This is a genomic window from Actinomadura sp. J1-007 (assembly GCF_009793335.1).
In the GTDB taxonomy this organism is placed as follows: domain Bacteria; phylum Actinomycetota; class Actinomycetes; order Streptosporangiales; family Streptosporangiaceae; genus Spirillospora; species Spirillospora yumaensis.
Window position 1 is genome coordinate 2,715,156 of record NZ_WING01000001.1, and the last position, 16,199, is coordinate 2,731,354.

The window sequence follows — 16,199 nt, forward strand, 5'->3', positions numbered from 1 at the left end:
GCCGTACGGCGCCGCCGGTCGCGCCGCCGGGCCGGCGGTCCCGCCGTCGGGCCCGGGGATGTGCTGAGCGGCCACGAGATCTCCTTTGCCTAGCCTGCCCGTCGTCGCCACGCCTACCTGAGGTTCGCCCGCACCAGCAGGTAGACGAGGAAGGGACCGCCGATCGCGGCGGTGACCACGCCGACCGGGAGGGTGACCGGCAGCGCCGTGCGCGCCGCCACGTCCGCGCCGATCAGCAGCAACGCGCCCGTCAGTCCGGAGACCACCAGCGGCGGCGTCGGACGCCTCGCCAGCCGCATCGCCACCTGGGGCGCCACCAGCGCGACGAACGGGACCGGGCCGGCGGCACTCACCGCCACGCCCGCCAGCAGCACCGCGCACAGCAGCATGACCGCGCGCACCATCGAGTACCGGACGCCGAGGCCCGCGGCGACATCGTCGCCGAAGTGCATCGGCTTGAACTGGAACGCGGCGCAGGCGACGACGGCCAGCAGGACGAGCCCGCACACCAGCGCCACCCGGACCTCGTTCCACGAGCGGCCATCCAGGGAGCCGACCAGCCACGCCTGGGCCCGCGCCACGTCCTTGATGTCGGCCGTGACCAGCAGCCAGCTCGTGATCGCCTCCATCGCGGCGCTCACCGAGACGCCGATCAGGATGAGCCGGAACCCCTCGATCCCGCGCCGCCACGCCAGCAGGTAGACCAGCAGCCCGGTGCCGAGTCCGCCCGCGAGCGCCGCCGCGGACAGGCCCACGGCGCCGGCGACCGCCGCGGCCGTCCCGCCCGACACCGTCACCAGGAACACCGCGACCGCGCCGGCTCCGCTGGTGACCCCGAGGATGTCCGGGCTCGCGAGCGGGTTGCGCGCGATCGTCTGCGTGATCGCCCCGGACACCCCGAGCGCGATCCCCACGACGAGCCCGGCGAGGGCGCGCGGCAGCCGCAGATCCATGATCACGAACTTGTCGACCCGTTCGCCCCGGCCGAGGATCGTGGCGATCACCCGGGGCAGGCCGATGGGGAAGTCGCCGACGCCGATCGACAGGCAGAACACCAGGAAGGTCGCCGCCGCCAGCAGCAGCGTGACGAGCACGAGCCAGGGCCGCCACACGAACGACACGTGCCCGAGCCGCACGCCCGGGGCCGCCGCGGGCCTCACGTCCGTCCCGTTCATGCGCTCCTGAACTTTCCGCGCCACACCAGGGCCGCGAAGAACGGGGCGCCGAGGAGCGCGACGACGATGCCCGCGTCCAGCTCGCCGGGCCGTACGACCAGGCGTCCCACGATGTCGCAGACCAGGAGGACGACCGCGCCGAGCAGGCCCGCGTACGGCACCAGCCACCGGTAGTCGGGACCGGTCAGGTACCGCGCCACATGGGCCACCATGAGCCCGAGGAAGGCGATCGGCCCGCACGCGGCCGTCGCCGCGCCGGCCAGCAGGGTGATGGCGACGATGCCGAGCGTCCGGCTGAGCGCGGTGTTCACGCCGAGCCCGCGCGCCACGTCGTCGCCCAGGTTGAGCAGGTTGATGGCGGGCAGCGTGATCGCCGCCAGGACCAGGCCGACTCCGATGAACGCGGCGATGGGCCAGATGACCTTGAACCCGACGCCCGCGACGGAGCCCGCGTTCCAGAACCGCCACGCGTTCAGCGACGCCTGGTTCGACAGCGCGACCGCCGTGGTCATCGCCGCGAGGAACACCGTGATCCCCTGGCCTGCCAGCGCGAGCGTCAACGGATTGCCGGCCCCCCGTCCGATGCTCGCGAGCCCGAACACGACGGTTCCGGCGATCGCCGCCCCAGGAAGGCGAACCAGACGTACTGGAACGGGTTGCCCAGCCCGAACACGGAGATCGCCGTCACCACCGCGACCGAGGCTCCGGAGTTCACGCCGAGCAGGCCCGTGTCGGCGATCGGGTTGCGCGTGCACCCCTGGATCAGCGCCCCGCCGACGCCCAGCGCGATGCCCGCGACGATCGCGAGGACCGTACGGGGCACCCGCACGGTCTGCACGATGAGCCTGATCTCGGTGAGCCGCTGGTCGGAGTCGGGTCCTGCGAGCAGCCCGCGCCAGACGTCGGCGGGACTCAGCGCCCGAGCGCCGACGGCCAGCGACGCCGCCCCCGCGACCACGAGGACGGCCAGCAGCACGCCCAGCCCCACGACCCGCCGCCGGCGCACCGCCGCGATACCGGATGCGGGCCTGGGCGCGGGCCCCTTCTCAATGACCGTGCTCATGCACGTCCATCGAGTCCGGCTTTCAACACTTTTCCTCCGAAATCGGCAGGTCGGCAAGGTGAGCCTAACCTAATCAACGCCTGCCGATCCGTCCGCCCCGCCTCTCACCTCCGTGTCGTCGCGTCGCGGGACCGTCGCGGGACCCTCGTGGGACCGTCGTGGGACCAGGGGGTCGAGCCCGTCAGTCCTGCCCGCGGCCCGACAGGTGGTCGCGGACGCGGTCCACGAGACCGGCGCCGGGGGCCAGCAGCTTGTTGAGCGGCGGCTTGTCCGGGGCGGACGGGTGCGGGCGGGTGGGGGCCCTCCGCTTGGCCGACTGGACCTTGTCGCCGAGTTCGAGGAGCTCCTCGCCGGTGGCGCTGGCGACCAGCTTGGGGAACAAGACGGTCTCCTCCTCCTGGATGTGCTCGGTGACGCTGTCCATGAGGCGACGTACGAGGGCGGGGAAATCCGGCCCGGCGGTGTCGGCCTTCTCCAGGTCCTTCAGGATCCGTTCCACGTCGGCGTGCTCGGTGAGCTCCCTGTCGGCGATCTCGTCGCCGCCGGGGACGCGCTCGCGGGCCGCCGGGTACAGGTACATCTCCTCGGCGACCGAATGCCGCACCAGCTCGATGGTGATGTCATCGGTGATCCGCCGCCGCTGCCCGGGGTCGGCCGTTCCGGACAGCTCCTCGAACATCTCCTCGACCTCACGGTGGTCGTGGGCGAGTACCTCGATCACGTCGCGCCTGTCGTCCGCCATGCTCGCCTCTCTCCGCGTCGTGCAGTTCCGGAGCCGGGGACCGCCCCGTCGCGCCGGTGAACGGCCGCGATCCCCTCCCGAGCCGGGCCGCCGAACGGGGGGTCCCTCGGCACGGCCGCCTCTACCCAGAGGAGGCGCGGTCACACCGGCGGCCGCGGCGGCCGGGCCGACACCGTTGAGGCATCGGTGCACTGACCAGGAACGTCACGGCGGCGGATTCCTGGATTCGCGGTCGGCGTGCGTGTTCGAGCACGTACGGCGTGGCTTCGCGGGGGACGGTGGGGAGCACGTCGAGGCCCCGGCGCCTTGGGGGCGCCGGGGCCATGAGGTGCAACACCATCTATCCGGCGTCGAAGCCGGTTGTCGTCCGCGCCGGCCGCCGTGTGCGGCGGGGGCGCGGGGATCGCGGATGCGTGACCGTAGACCACCGTCCAATCCGTGGCGACTGCGGTACCCGCGCGGCGTGACTGGAGCCTGCGACGGGCGATCCCGATGGTGCCGAGAACCCCCTTCCTTGCGCTTCTCTACCTGGGAACTCTTGCCTTCACTCGCGGTGTTCCTCCGGCGGTCCGTTGACCGCCGACCGCTCGGCCGGCTGCCGGAGTCCCTTCCACTGCGTTGACCCCGGCACGCCCGGCCTCGCTTCATCCAACTGCTCTGGGCGGCTCGTCCACCGCCCTGTGTCGTGGACTTGTTCCTCTTCGATGACAGGAACCATACCCCACGCCTCCGCGAATATCTACCTCGATCACCATAGATTTTCGGAGACGGCTCGGGACGGTTATCCGCCGTCGCGAGTGAGGGGGAACGGGACGGGAGGCTCGTGCGCGCAGGGCCGGGCGGGCGGTCCCGTTCGGTCCGGGGTGGCGAGCGGCCGACGTCAGACAGCGATCGTCGGTTACCGTGCGTGCATAGATTCGGAAAACTTGGTAACACTCCGTGGCATCACCGCCCCCGAAAGTTGACGAGATGGTAGTGCTCTGCAAGCCCGCCACGTACGTCCCCGAGCACGTCATCACCATGGAGGACACCCTGGCGATCGCCCGGCGGCTGCATCCCGACCACCCCGACCTGAAGCTCGCGCTGCGCCTGATCGCCAACACCGGCGTGCGCACCCGGCACCTGGTGCGGCCGATCGAGGAGACGCTGCGCCATCCGGGCTTCGAGGCGCGCAACCGCACGTTCACGACCGAGGCCAGGAGGCGGATACCGGCCGTGGTCGAACGCGCGCTCGGCCACGCCGGGCTGCGCGCCGACCAGATCGACCTGATCGTCTTCGTCTCCTGCACCGGATTCAGCATGCCGTCGCCGACCGCCTGGATGATCAACACGATGGGGTTCGGGCCGACGACGAGGCAGCTGCCGATCGCGCAGCTCGGCTGCGCCGCCGGAGGCGCCGCGCTCAACCGCGCCCACGACTTCTGCACCGCGCACCCCGGCACGAACGCCCTGGTCGTCGCCTGCGAGTTCTGCTCGCTGTGCTACCAGCCCACCGACCTGAACGTCGGCCAGCTCCTGTCCAACGGGCTGTTCGGCGACGCGCTGGCGGCGGCCGTCCTGCGCGGCGACGACGCCGCCACCGGGATGCGGCTGGAACGCAACGGCTCGTACCTGATCCCGCACACCGAGGACTGGATCTGCTACGCGGTCCGCGCCACCGGCTTCCACTTCCAGCTCGACAAGCGCGTGCCGAAGACGATGAAGGACCTGGCCCCCGCCCTCCAGGACCTCGCGCGGCAGCACCACCAGGACCCCGCCGGGCTGGACTTCTACATCGTCCACGCCGGAGGTCCGCGCATCCTGGACGACCTGAGCCGCTTCCTGGACGTCCCGCCGCTCGCCTTCCGCCACAGCCGGGCCACGCTCACCGAGCACGGCAACATCGCCAGCGCCGTGGTCCTGGACGCGCTGCGCCGGCAGTTCGACGAGGGCGGCGTCCCCGCGGGAGGCGCCGGCATGGTCGCCGGCTTCGGCCCCGGCATCACCGCCGAAATGACCATGGGCACCTGGCTGCCCACCCCGTCCGCCCGCCGCCGATCCACGAGGACCACCTGAGGGCGATCGCCGGTCACCGGGTGAACTCGGCCGTCTCGTCCTCCGTCCCGTCGGGCTTGGTGGGCGGTGGGTGTTGTGGACGGCGGGGGGTCGGGGTGCCAGGGTGATGTAGGTGGGGATTGCGGCGGTGGCGGCGTTGGTGGCGTGGGTTTATCTGGTGGTCGGGCATGGGCGGTTCTGGTGGGCTCGGGCCTCCCTTCCGGAAGGGAGGGAACCGGACGAGTGGCCCGATGTCGTGGCGGTCGTTCCGGCCAGGGACGAGGCGGGAATTCTGCCGGAGACGTTGCCGACTCTTCTTGGGCAGGAGTATCCGGGGCGGTTCCGGGTGGTGCTCGTGGACGACGGGAGCGGCGACGGAACGGCCCAGGTCGCTGCGGGGTTCGGCGCGGACGTCGTACGGGCCGGGGCGCGTCCTGAAGGGTGGGCGGGCAAGGTCTGGGCGATGGCGGAGGGGGTGCGGGCGGCGGGCGAGCCTGATTTCCTGCTGTTCACCGATGCCGATATCGCTTATGCGCCCGGAACGGTCGGCAGGCTCGTCCGGGCGGCGGTAGAGGAACGGCGCGATCTGGTTTCGCAGATGGCTCGGCTGAATACGAGCACCGGGTGGGAACGGTGGCTCGTTCCGGCCTTTGTCTATTTCTTCGCTCAGCTTTATCCGTTCCGGCGGGTGGCGGGGTCGGGGCGGACGGCGGCGGCTGCCGGCGGGTGCATGCTCGTCCGGCGGGAGGCGCTGGAACGGGCCGGGGGGCTCGGAGGGATCCGGGGCGCGCTGATCGACGACGTGGCGTTCGGGCGGATGATCAAGCGGGCCGGCGGGCGGTGCCGGCTGGACCTGAGCCGGGACGTGGTGAGCCGGCGCCCGTATCCGCGGCCGGCCGACCTGTGGGACATGGTCGCCCGCAGCGCGTACGACCAGTTGCGCTACTCGCCGGTGCTGCTGGCGGGCACGGTGCTGGGGCTGGGGCTGCTGTACCTGGTGCCGCCGGTCGCGGGCGTGGGCGGGCTGATCACCGGGCATCGGCTCGCGGCGAGCGCCGGGCTCGCCGGGTGGGCCCTCATGGCGTTGACGTACGTGCCGATGCTGCGGTTCTACGGGCTGCCGGTGTGGCGGGCCCTGGCGCTGCCGCTGGTGGCGATGGCGTACACGGCGATGACGGTCGACTCGGCGCGCCGGTACCGGGCGGGGCGCGGGGGCGCCTGGAAAGGGCGGACGGTGGAGCCGGGCAGGCGGTCGCGCGTGGGGGCACCGGATCGGGTGGCGACCGGGAACGGCCCGGCCGGGGACCGCCTGGTCCTCACCGGGCTGCTGGCGCTGACGGCCGGGGCGGGGGCCATGGACGCGCTGACCTTCATCGCGCTCGGCAACGTGTTCACGGCGAACATGACGGGCAACGTCGTGATGTTCGGGATCGCGGCGGGCGGGGGCTGGGCGCGGCGGCGGGCCGTTCGGCGGCGGCGCTCGGCGGGTTCGTCGCCGGGCTGTGGACGGGTTTCCGCCTGGAGCGCCGGAGCGCCGCGCTCGTCCTGGCCGCCGAACTGGTGCTGCTCACCGCCCTCTGCGCGCTGTGGTGGGCGACGGACGTGCGCGGGCCCGGCATGGTCGCGCTCGCCGGGGCCGCGATGGGCCTCCAGAGCGCGCTCGCCGCGCGGATCAGCGTCCCGGGCGTCACCACCACGTACGTGACCGGCACGCTGACCGGCCTGCTCGGCCAGCTCGCCGAACTGGCGCGGCCCGGCATGGACACCGCCCGGCGGACGGCCGTCGTCGTCGCGCTCGCCGCGGGCGCCACCGCGATGTCACTGACGCTGCGCGAGGCGCGGCCCGTCGCCCCGCTGCTCCCCCTCGCCGCCGTGGCCGTCGTACTAGCCATCACGATTCTCAGGCGGACGGCCCTCAGAACGAGGTGAGGCCAACGCGCCGGACGCTACTGGTGCTCGCTGGCGTTGCGGCTCATCTGGAGGCCGCGCAGGCGCTCCAGCTCGCGCCGGTCGCGCTTGGTGGGACGGCCCGCGCCGCGTTCCCGCTTGGCGATGGGGACGAGGGCCTCGCGCGGCGGGGGCGGCGGGCTCTTGTCGATGTAGCACTCCTGCGCGACGGGCGCGCCGACGCGCTTGCGGATGACGCGCTGCACGGTGACGATCCGTTCGCGCCCGTCGTGCCGGAACCGGATCTCGTCGCCGGGCCGGACGGCGGTGGCGGGCTTGGCGCGCTCGTCGTTCACGCGGACGTGACCGCCCCGGCAGGCCGCCGTGGCCTGCGACCGGGTCTTCACCAGCCGTACGGACCAGATCCACAGATCGACCCGTACCGTCCCTTCGTCCGCCATGCCCCGACCCTAACCGCCGGGACCGCGTTCCCGCCGCCGGGTTTCGGCGCGGGCGCGACAGGGGCGCGGGTCAGCAGGGTTTGCGGCCGTGCGGGCGTTCCTCGTGGGCGTCGATGATCGTGAGCAGCGTGCGGAGGGTGGCGCGCTGGTCGTCGGTGAGGGGCGACAGGACGTCCTCGACGGCCTCGCGGCGGGCGGCCCACATGCGGTCGCGGATCGCGCGGCCCTCGGGGTGGGCTGGACGAGCAGGGAGCGGCGGTTGGCGGGGTCGGGGGCCCGGGTGACGAGGCCGGCCGACTCCAGCGCGTCGACGATCGAGGTGGCGGAACGGGGGACGATGTCGAGCTGTCCGGCGAGATCGACCATGCGGAGCGGGACCCGGCTGCCGACGATCACGCGCAGCGCGCGGGACTGGGCGGGGGTGAGGCCGAGCGGGGCGAGCTCGCGCGACTGGCGGCGGCGGATCCGCTTGGCGGCCCGCAGGAACAGGTCGGGCAGCTCGGGATCGGTACGTTCCGGCTGCTCGCTTCTCTTCTCCGGCTGCTCGCTCCACATACCACCGAGCCTAGCTCATTGTTCAAGGGAATGATTATGAGCTTGGCTCAGTTATAGTCGGGTGCCGCCGTCCCGAAGGAGTCGCCCGTGGCAGCAGAAGTCGATATCCGGCGCGTCCTGCGCCTGTTCCGCCCGTACCGCGGCCGCCTGTCGGTGGTCGGCCTGCTCGTCGGCCTGTCGTCGCTCGTGGCGCTGGCCTCGCCGTTCATGCTCCGCGAGGTGCTGGACGTCGCGCTGCCGCAGGGGCGGACGGGCCTGCTGACGCTGCTCGCCGCCGGGATGATCGGCGTCGCGGTCGCGACCAGCGTGTTCGGCGTCCTCCAGACCTACATCTCGACCGGCGTCGGGCAGAGCGTCATGCACGACCTGCGGACCGCCGTCTACGCGCACCTCCAGCGGATGCCGCTGGCGTTCTTCACGCGGACGCGGACCGGGGAGGTGCAGTCCAGGATCGCCAACGACATCGGCGGGATGCAGTCGACCGTCACCTCGACCGCGACCTCGCTGGTGTCCAACTTCACCTCCGTGCTCGCGACCGTGATCGCGATGGTCGCGCTGGACTGGCGGCTCACCGCGGTCTCGCTGATCATGCTGCCGTTCTTCGTCTGGGTGAGCCGCCGCGTCGGCAGGGAGCGCAAGCGGATCACCGGCGAGCGGCAGCGGCAGATGGCCGCGATGTCGGCGATCGTGGAGGAGTCGCTGTCGGTCAGCGGCATCCTGCTCGGCCGCACGATGGGCCGTTCGCGGGCGCTGACCGGGCAGTTCGCGGACGAGTCGCGGGGCCTGGTGGACCTGGAGATCCGGTCCAGCATGGCCGGGCGGTGGCGGCAGTCGACGATCGGGATCGTGATGTCGGCGATGCCCGCGGTCATCTACTGGGCCGCGGGCCTGACGGTCTCGCAGGGCCGCCCGCTCGTCTCGATCGGGACGCTCGTGGCGTTCACGACGCTCCAGGCGAGCCTGTTCCGGCCGATGGTGCAGCTCCTCCAGACCGGGGTGGACGTGCAGAGCTCGATGGCGCTGTTCGGCCGCATCTTCGAGTACCTGGACCTGGAGCCCGACATCGAGGAGAAGGACGAGACCGTTCCGCTCGGGCGCGTGCGCGGCGACGTCCGGTTCGAGCGCGTCGGCTTCTCGTACGGCCCGGACGCCGGAACGGCGCTGGACGGCATCGACATCGACGTCCCCGCCGGGACCGGCCTCGCCGTGGTCGGCGAGACCGGATCGGGCAAGACGACGCTCAGCTACCTGGTGCCGAGGCTGTACGACGTCACGAGGGGCCGCGTCACGATCGACGGGGTGGACGTGCGGGACGTGTCGTTCGCCGACCTGGCGGACGCGGTCGGCGTCGTCTCGCAGGAGACGTACCTGTTCCACGCGTCGGTGGCCGACAACCTGCGGTTCGCCAAGCCCGGCGCGACCGACGAGGAACTGCGGGAGGCCGCGCGGGCCGCGCAGATCCACGACCACATCGTCTCGCTGCCGGACGGCTACGACACCCTCGTCGGGGAGCGCGGCTACCGGTTCTCGGGCGGCGAGAAGCAGCGCCTGGCGATCGCCCGCACCATCCTGCGCAACCCGCCGATCCTGGTGCTGGACGAGGCCACCAGCGCCCTGGACACGCGGACCGAACGCGCCGTCCAAGAGGCCATCGACGCCCTCGCCGAGGGCCGTACGACCATCACGATCGCGCACCGGCTGTCGACCGTCCGCGACGCCGACCAGATCGTGGTCCTCGACCACGGCCGCGTCGCCGAACGCGGCACGCACGACGAACTGCTCGCCCTCGGCGGCCGCTACGCCACCCTCGTCTCCCGCGACACCACCCTCTCCCCCACCGCCGCCTGACCCGCCGCCGTGCGCGGTCAGCGGGCGGGCCGTTCGCCCGGCGGCGGGGGTTCCTCGTGGACGGGGAAGAGCATGACGGTGCCGCCGATGCCGACCGTTCCGGGGGTGTGCGGGGGGCGGGCGGCGGCGTGCAGGTCGGCGAGGAGGGCGGCCATGCGGACGCGCAGGGCGTCCCAGTCGGCGGGCGTGAGCCACAGCTCGACGTCGGACGTCACGCCGGGCCCCTCGTGGACGCGGCGCGCGGCCCGTTCGCGGAGGTTGTGCGCGAGGGTCTCGGCGAGGAGGGCGGTGGCGTCGCCGCGGTCCGACAGCGGCGTGCCGTGGACGGCGCGGTAGCGGCGTTCGGTGCCGCCCTTGCGGACGCGGGTCTCGCCCAGCTCGACGAGCCCGGCGGCGTCCAGGCGGCGGAGGTGGTGGCTGGCGAGGGCGTGGGAGATCTCCAGCTCGCGCGCCAGGTCCGTGGCCGACTGCGGCGCCGCCCACATCAGCGACATCATCCGCAGCCGCGTCGGGTGGGCCAGCGCCCGCAGCATGGGATCGATCGTCGTCACCCGGCCAGTAAACACCCCTCGCGCGCGCCGTTCCCAACCCCCAAACATTGACTTGGGGGTTGCGGGGAGGCATCCTCGGTCCCCGGCCCGCCGCGACCCCCGGCAGCGCTCGCGCCGGTCGGCGGACCGCGGGCCGCCGCGGGGCGAGGGAGGGAGTGGCGGGTGGCGTGGGGTGTGGGGCGCGTGCTGCGCGAGCGGAACGCGGGGCTGTACCTCGGCGGGGTGGTGGTGTCCGGGTTCGGGAGTTCGGCGATGTCGCTGGCGGCCGGGATCTGGGTCAAGTCGCTCACCGGGTCGAGTTCGCTCGCGGCGCTGACGACGTTCTGCGTGTGGGCTCCGGCACTGGCCGGCCCGCTGATCGGCACGTTCGCGGACCGGACGCGGCGGCTGCCGCTGCTGGTGCGCGCCAACCTCGTGCTCGCCGCCCTCCTGCCCGCGCTGCTCGCGGTCGGCCCCGGCTGGCGGCTCGGCCTCCTGTTCGCGGTGCTGACGGTGTACGGGGCGGCGGCCGTCCTGCTGGACGCGGCGGAGGCGGCGCTGGTGGCGGCGGCCGTCCCGGAAGGGCTGCGCGGCGACTTCAACGGCCTGCGGCTGACCGCGAACGAGGGCATGAAGCTGGTCGCCCCGCTCGCGGGCGCGGGCCTGTTCGTGCGGTTCGGCGGGCAGGCGGTGGCCGTCCTGGACGCGGCCACGTTCGTGCTCGCGGCCGGGGCGTTCGCGCTGATGCGGGTCGCGGAGCCGGACCCGGAACCCGCGCCGGCGGGGCGGTGGGCGGCCGAGGCCGCCGAGGGCGCGCGGTGGCTGTGGCGGCACGCGGCGCTGCGGCGGCTGGTGGCGGCGGGCTGCGCGACGATGCTGGTCGCCGGGCTGAACGGGGCGGCGGTGTACGCGGTGGTGGACGCGGGACTGCACCGTCCGCCGGCGTTCACGGGCGTTCTCTACGCGGTGCAGGGCGTCGGGTCGGTGGTGAGCGGGCTCGTCGCGGGCGCGCTGCTGCGGCGCGTTCCCGAACGGGTCTTCGCCGCGGCGGGCATCGCGCTCTTCGGCGCGGGCGTCGCGCTGCGGACGCTGCCGTCGGCACCGGTGGCGCTGGCGGCGAGCGCGATGATCGGGGCGGGCCTGCCGTGCGTGCTGATCGCGGCGCTGACGGCCGTCCAGCGCGAGACCCCGGGCGCGCTGCTCGGACGGGTCGCGGCGACGGCCAACACGCTGCTGTTCGCCCCAACGCCGTCGCGCTCGCGGCGGGCGCGGGCCTGGTCGCGGTGCTCGACCACCGCGCGCTGCTGATCGGCGCGGGCTGCGTCGCGCTGCTCGCGGCGGCGGGCTGCCTCCTCGGCCGCGCGCCGTCCGGTGCCGCGCGCCCGGCCGAACGCGCGGGGGCGGGCCGGGGCGTCTGAGCCCCGGCCCGCCCTCGCGCGCCGTTGGTCACTAGTGGCCGTGGCCGTGACCGCCCCCCTGGTTGCATTCGACGAAGTTCAGAAGGTTGAGCGGAATCTGGATCAGCCCGTTCTGGTCGTTGTCGACGCAGGACTGGTCGCCACCGCCACCGCGGGCGTGGCTCTGGGGCTCGGCGGCGGACGCGGCGCCGGCGCCGAAGAAGGCGATGCCCGCTGCGGCCCCAGCGCGGCCAGGGTCGTGGCGAGACGAATCATGACATCCCCTACAGTTGGTGTTCGTTCCACTACTTTCCGTATCCAAGGGGGAAGGGGATAAACCACAGATCCACAACGTTCTTCGCAGGTGGGAGGGGTCAGGAGACGGGCGGGCCGGGCCGGTCGCGGGCCTCGTTCCGCAGGGGGCGCCGGATCGGCAGCGGTTCGACGCCGGGCAGCGTGACGCCTTCCAGGAGCGGGCGCAGGCTGCGTTCGATGGACGGCAGCGTGACGCCCGGACGTTCGGGTCCCGGGCGGACGGCGGGGGCCTCCTCAGGCTCGCGGACGATGATCTCGTGCAGCGGGACGTCCCGGCGGAGCTGGTCCTGGAGGTCGGCGAGGCGGCGGTAGGCGAGCGGGTCGCGCTTGCCGAGCCGCGCGCGCGTCACCTCCGGCAGCGTGTACCAGCAGACCCGGCACAGGTAGTGGCCGCCCTTGCGGCGCCCGCCGCACGACTCGCAGAGCGGGATGGTCAGGGCGCGCCGTTCCTCGGACGCCACGGCGGGGACCGCGCGCCTGGCCCCCTCAAGGTGCGCGACGAGCATGCGGACGGCGTCCACGGTCGCCATCGCGCTGGGGACGCGGCGCCCGGTCCGTTCGGCGACGAGGGCGCGGACGGCCGCGTCCGACGCCTTGAGCGCGTCGAGCTCCGCGCGCGGGACCCGCGGGGTGTCGGGAACGCCCGTGGGGATCGGCGGGCCCGTCACCAGCGGGGCCCGGGCCGCGTCCAGCGCGGGCGTGTCGGCGGCGGGCGCCTCCTCCAGCGCCGGTGGCCGCGCGGGCGGACGCAGCGGCGCGGGCGTGCGCGCGGACGGCACGGGCGCGGAGCCGAAGAGAACGGCGTGCGCGCCGGCCAGCGCCGCGTGGACCTGCGCGGCGGCGACCGCGGACGGACCGCCCTCCTTCAGCAGCGCCTCGGCCGCGCGGAAGTGCTCGCGGGCGGACAGGCTCGTGTGGCGGGCCTTCGAGAGCAGCCGCTCCAGTTCCGAACGGGTCGGCGCGGGACGCGGGGCCGCGCCGGCGGCCCGATGGTCGTTCATGTGCGGTCCTCAGCGCCGGCGGATTCTGGGCGTTCGCCATCCTCGAACAGCACCCGCCCCCGACCCCGGACATCACCGAGTTTTGCCCACCCCTTTCCCACCCCGAGCCCCACCCGCGTCCGGCGGGCTCCGCCCCCGGAAGGCGGGGACGGCGAGCGCGTGCGGCGGCTCCCAGCGGCCCTGAGCTGTCCTCTTAAGGCCATCACCTCCCGAAATCGACGTTCCTGGGGCCGCGCCGTCCCATCCTGGTCGTTAGCTCACCTCGCTTTCCGCGATGTGTGAGAACCCGAACGCGGAGGACCGCGCACCCGCTCCCAGCGCGGCCTCAGGCGTGTCCGCGAACGAGCCGAGGAGCTGGCGTGCAGGAGATGGTGAAGGGCGCGAACGTCGAGTTGTCCGCGCTGACGGAGGCGACGGGCCCGGTCACCGTGGCACTCGGCTGGACCGATCCCTCGGGTTCGGGAGAGGCCGATGTGTCGGTGCTCCTGACCGGTCCCGACGGAAAGGTGCGCGGCGACGGCGACTTCGTCTTCTACAACCAGCCCGCCACGGCGGACGAGTCGGTCCGGTTGCTCGGGAAGACCCCGACGGGGAGCGGCAGCGAGGACCGCATCCTCGTCGACCTCGCCGCGCTGGCCCCGGCGGTGCACCGGGTCGTGATCGCGGCCAGCCGGTACGGGGACGCGACGTTCGGGGAGCTCAACGACCTGCGGCTGGGCGTCTCGGACAGCAGCGGCGAGCCCCTGCTGTCGTACGACATCAGGGACGCGGGGCCGGAGACCGCGTTCATCTTCGGGGAGCTGTACCGCAGGGGTGACGGCTGGAAGTTCCGCGCGGTCGGCCAGGGGTACGACACCGGGCTCGGCGGGCTCGCCACCGATTTCGGCATTAGCGTCGATGAGAGCGGCGAAGAGGACGGCAGCCAACCGCAGGCCGCGCAAGAACCCGCCGAGGAAACGGCCGGCGGCGTTCCATCCGACGAGACGCCGGTGGACGGGGCGCAGGGCCCGCAGGCAGCCGACGCGACCGATGGCGGGCCGTCGACGGAGAACACCACTGAGCAGGTGGTGAAACCCGCTGCGGAGGAGAAGGGCGATGGCGGGCGCCGGAACGGGCGGCTGCGTACCGCGAAGAAGCGGAGCACGCTACCGAAGGCCACGAAGCCCAGCCTCGCCGACGGACCCGCGTGGCAGGAGGCTCGGCTTTTCTCGGTGTCGGGGCTGCGCAACGACCACGAGCGGGAGGCGCGGGCCACCGCCACGCTGTTGTCGATCATGATGCAGGTGCCCGAGTTCGGGAGGCGGCTCACCGCGCGGTTCAACGCGCCGGCGGGGACGCTCCAGGCGTTCGCCGAGGCGTCGTTCAAGCACGGGGACGGCAAGGTGCGCCCGGACGGGGTGATCCGCGTGGCGCGCGCGGGGCGGATCTGGACGGCGCTGGTGGAGACCAAGACGGGCGGCAACCCCCTCAAGCGCGAGCAGGTCGAGTCGTACCTGGAGGTCGCGGCGCGCAACGGCTACGAGGCCGTGATCACGCTGTCGAACGACCTCGGCATCGACGGGGAGCATCCGCTGACCGTCGACAAGAGGCGGCTGCGCAAGGTCGCGCTGCGGCATCTGTCGTGGGCGGAGGTCGCCCACGAGGCGCACATGCTCGCGCACCACCTCGGCGTGGCGAACCCGTCCCACGCCTGGCTGCTGAGCGAGTTCCTGCACTACCTGCGCCAGGACGGGGCGGGCTGCCAGGGCTTCCAGGACATGGGGACGGCGTGGGTGCCGGTCCGCGACGCGATCAAGGCGGGCACGCTGCGCCTCGGCGACAAGCGCTCGATGCAGGTGGCCGAGAGCTGGGAGAAGCTCGTCCGGCAGCTCTGCCTGAGGCTCAGCGGCGAGACCGGTCTCACGATCGCGCCGGTCCTGCGTCGCCGGCGCGACGGGGACTCGTCGGTGCGCAGGCTCCAGACCGTCGGCTCGCTGGTGGAGGCGGGGCGGATGCAGGCAGAGATCCGCGTGCCGAGCGCCGCGGGCCCCGTCCTGATCGAGGCGGATCTGCGGACGGGGCAGATCGAGACCACGGTGGAGATCCCCGCAGCGGCGCGGGCACGGTCGCTCACGCGCGTTCAGTGGCTACTCAGGCAGCTCGGCGAGGCGCCGCCGGAGCTGCGGGTGGAGGCGCTGCCGCCGGGTGCGGCGACGGGGCCCTGCGACCTGCTCAAGAACCTGAAGGCCGAGCCCGGGCTGCTCGTGCCGCCGGACGGCGCGGAGATCGGGTCGTTCCGGCTCACGTTGGCGACGGGGATGGGGGTGCGGCGCGGGACCGAGGAGGCGGGGTTCGTGCGCAGTGTGGACAAGGCCCTGGACCGGTTTTACGGAAGCGTCGTGCGGGGGCTTCGCGCAGATGGAGGGATGGCGGGTGGTGGGTGAGGGGTGGGGAGGGGAAGGTGGGAGGGAGGTGCGGGTGGGAGGAGAGTTGTGTTCGAGGTGCGGGAGGTCGCCGGGCTTTCGGAGCTGGAGGACCTGTACGGGGTGGTCGACGCCGTCTGGCGGCCGGGGCCGGACGCGGCGCCGGTGCAGGTCGAGTTGCTGCGGGCGCTGGCGCATTCGGGCAACTACGTGGCGGGCGCGTTCGAGGACGGGCGGATGGTGGGGGTCTCGGTGGGGTTCCTCGCGGCCCCGCCGGGGGTGTCGCTGCACTCGCACATCACCGGGGCGGTCCGGCCGGGCGCGGGGTGGGCGCTCAAGCTGCACCAGCGGGAGTGGGCGCTGGCGCGGGGCTGAGCCGGATCACGTGGACCTTCGACCCGCTGGTACGGAGGAACGCGCACTTCAACCTGGTGAAGCTCGGGGCGCGGCCCGAGGAGTACCTGCCGTCGTTCTACGGGGCCGTCGAGGACTCGATCAACGGCGGGGACGAGACGGACCGGGTGCTGGCGGTCTGGCCGCTGAACGACGCGCGGGTGGTCGCGGCGGTGGAGGGGCGGCGGGAGGCCGTTCCGGACGGCGCCGTGGCGCTCGGGGAACGGGACGGGCGGCCCGTGCGCGGGAGGGTGGAGGAGCGACCCTGCTGGTGGCCGTTCCGGAGGACGTGCGGGAGCTGCGGCGGCGGGACCGCGGGCTCGCGAGGGAGTGGCGGCTCGCCGTCAGGGACGTGCTGGGCGGGCTGATGGCGGACGGGGCGCGGGTGACGGGGTT

Annotated in this window: 14 protein-coding genes and 2 pseudogenes; 9 read left to right on the forward strand and 7 right to left on the reverse strand. The window is 73.4% G+C overall.

Translation table 11 applies throughout. The features are described 5' to 3' along the window. Positions 1-113: 113 nt before the first annotated feature. The 3 genes and pseudogenes from GEV43_RS12270 to GEV43_RS12280 all read right to left on the reverse strand — a co-directional run bounded on the left by GEV43_RS12270 (position 114) and on the right by GEV43_RS12280 (position 2,980). A complete protein-coding gene (locus GEV43_RS12270) occupies positions 114-1,175 on the reverse strand; it encodes an iron chelate uptake ABC transporter family permease subunit (protein ID WP_160820801.1) in 1,062 nt (353 codons plus the stop codon). Then, positions 1,172-2,238: pseudogene (locus tag GEV43_RS56020) on the reverse strand (FecCD family ABC transporter permease). The gene GEV43_RS12270 and the pseudogene GEV43_RS56020 overlap by 4 nt, the downstream one beginning before the upstream one ends. A gap of 181 nt (positions 2,239-2,419) precedes the next feature. Next, entirely contained in the window at positions 2,420-2,980 is a 561-nt protein-coding gene (locus GEV43_RS12280; RefSeq protein WP_160820802.1) for a hemerythrin domain-containing protein, read from the reverse strand. Between the two features lie 969 nt (positions 2,981-3,949). Here GEV43_RS12280 and GEV43_RS12285 point away from each other — a divergent pair. The 3 genes and pseudogenes from GEV43_RS12285 to GEV43_RS56025 all read left to right on the forward strand — a co-directional run bounded on the left by GEV43_RS12285 (position 3,950) and on the right by GEV43_RS56025 (position 6,943). Beyond that, positions 3,950-5,035, forward strand: a complete 1,086-nt coding sequence (locus GEV43_RS12285) for a type III polyketide synthase (RefSeq protein WP_160820803.1) — start codon at positions 3,950-3,952, stop codon at positions 5,033-5,035. A gap of 127 nt (positions 5,036-5,162) precedes the next feature. Next, a pseudogene (locus GEV43_RS12290) lies at positions 5,163-6,452 on the forward strand (glycosyltransferase); the annotation flags it as partial. 62 nt (positions 6,453-6,514) lie between these two features. Then, positions 6,515-6,943, forward strand: coding sequence for a DUF1275 family protein (locus GEV43_RS56025; RefSeq protein ID WP_375539088.1), 429 nt, complete (start codon positions 6,515-6,517; stop codon positions 6,941-6,943). A 17-nt stretch (positions 6,944-6,960) separates the two neighbouring features. Here the strand turns inward: GEV43_RS56025 and GEV43_RS12300 are convergent, their stop codons facing one another. Together GEV43_RS12300 and GEV43_RS12305 are read right to left on the reverse strand one after the other, a co-directional pair. Continuing rightward, a complete protein-coding gene (locus tag GEV43_RS12300; protein WP_160820806.1) occupies positions 6,961-7,362 on the reverse strand; it encodes an RNA-binding S4 domain-containing protein in 402 nt (133 codons plus the stop codon). A gap of 9 nt (positions 7,363-7,371) precedes the next feature. Further along, entirely contained in the window at positions 7,372-7,917 is a 546-nt protein-coding gene (locus tag GEV43_RS12305) for a MarR family winged helix-turn-helix transcriptional regulator (RefSeq protein WP_206681142.1), read from the reverse strand. Between the two features lie 87 nt (positions 7,918-8,004). Between GEV43_RS12305 and GEV43_RS12310 the strand changes: the two genes are divergently transcribed. Next, complete coding sequence (locus GEV43_RS12310) at positions 8,005-9,765, forward strand: ABC transporter ATP-binding protein (protein WP_160820807.1); 1,761 nt, start codon at positions 8,005-8,007, stop codon at positions 9,763-9,765. 17 nt (positions 9,766-9,782) lie between these two features. Here the strand turns inward: GEV43_RS12310 and GEV43_RS12315 are convergent, their stop codons facing one another. Then, on the reverse strand, positions 9,783-10,316 hold the full coding sequence (locus tag GEV43_RS12315; protein ID WP_206681143.1) for a transcriptional regulator: 534 nt from the start codon (positions 10,314-10,316) through the stop codon (positions 9,783-9,785). Between the two features lie 162 nt (positions 10,317-10,478). On the opposite strand from GEV43_RS12315, the gene GEV43_RS12320 reads away from it, so the two are divergent. After that, positions 10,479-11,603, forward strand: a complete 1,125-nt coding sequence (locus GEV43_RS12320) for an MFS transporter (protein ID WP_206681144.1) — start codon at positions 10,479-10,481, stop codon at positions 11,601-11,603. After that, the gene (locus GEV43_RS53770) at positions 11,579-11,713 is read left to right on the forward strand and encodes a hypothetical protein (protein ID WP_302930768.1); all 135 of its coding nucleotides are present in this window, start codon (positions 11,579-11,581) and stop codon (positions 11,711-11,713) included. Before GEV43_RS12320 ends, GEV43_RS53770 begins: the two co-directional genes overlap by 25 nt. A gap of 353 nt (positions 11,714-12,066) precedes the next feature. Here GEV43_RS53770 and GEV43_RS46805 read toward each other — a convergent pair whose 3' ends face one another. Further along, positions 12,067-13,008, reverse strand: coding sequence for a hypothetical protein (locus tag GEV43_RS46805; protein WP_164717131.1), 942 nt, complete (start codon positions 13,006-13,008; stop codon positions 12,067-12,069). A 368-nt stretch (positions 13,009-13,376) separates the two neighbouring features. Here GEV43_RS46805 and GEV43_RS12325 point away from each other — a divergent pair, with 368 nt between their 5' ends. From GEV43_RS12325 to GEV43_RS50095, 3 genes are read left to right on the forward strand one after another with little or no spacing between them, the layout of a single operon-like run. Beyond that, entirely contained in the window at positions 13,377-15,431 is a 2,055-nt protein-coding gene (locus tag GEV43_RS12325) for a TerD family protein (RefSeq protein WP_175250492.1), read from the forward strand. A gap of 48 nt (positions 15,432-15,479) precedes the next feature. Continuing rightward, the gene (locus GEV43_RS50090; protein ID WP_241682875.1) at positions 15,480-15,785 is read left to right on the forward strand and encodes a hypothetical protein; all 306 of its coding nucleotides are present in this window, start codon (positions 15,480-15,482) and stop codon (positions 15,783-15,785) included. Then, the gene (locus tag GEV43_RS50095; RefSeq protein ID WP_241682876.1) at positions 15,764-16,171 is read left to right on the forward strand and encodes a hypothetical protein; all 408 of its coding nucleotides are present in this window, start codon (positions 15,764-15,766) and stop codon (positions 16,169-16,171) included. Before GEV43_RS50090 ends, GEV43_RS50095 begins: the two co-directional genes overlap by 22 nt. Positions 16,172-16,199 lie beyond the last annotated feature (28 nt).

Coding starts and splice junctions, on each gene's coding strand:
- GEV43_RS12270 (WP_160820801.1), bottom strand. CDS start 1,175: ATGAACGGGACGGACGTGAGGCCCGCGGCGGCCCCGGGCGTGCGGCTC.
- GEV43_RS12280 (WP_160820802.1), bottom strand. CDS start 2,980: ATGGCGGACGACAGGCGCGACGTGATCGAGGTACTCGCCCACGACCAC.
- GEV43_RS12285 (WP_160820803.1), top strand. CDS start 3,950: ATGGTAGTGCTCTGCAAGCCCGCCACGTACGTCCCCGAGCACGTCATC.
- GEV43_RS12300 (WP_160820806.1), bottom strand. CDS start 7,362: ATGGCGGACGAAGGGACGGTACGGGTCGATCTGTGGATCTGGTCCGTA.
- GEV43_RS12305 (WP_206681142.1), bottom strand. CDS start 7,917: ATGTGGAGCGAGCAGCCGGAGAAGAGAAGCGAGCAGCCGGAACGTACC.
- GEV43_RS46805 (WP_164717131.1), bottom strand. CDS start 13,008: ATGAACGACCATCGGGCCGCCGGCGCGGCCCCGCGTCCCGCGCCGACC.
- GEV43_RS12325 (WP_175250492.1), top strand. CDS start 13,377: ATGGTGAAGGGCGCGAACGTCGAGTTGTCCGCGCTGACGGAGGCGACG.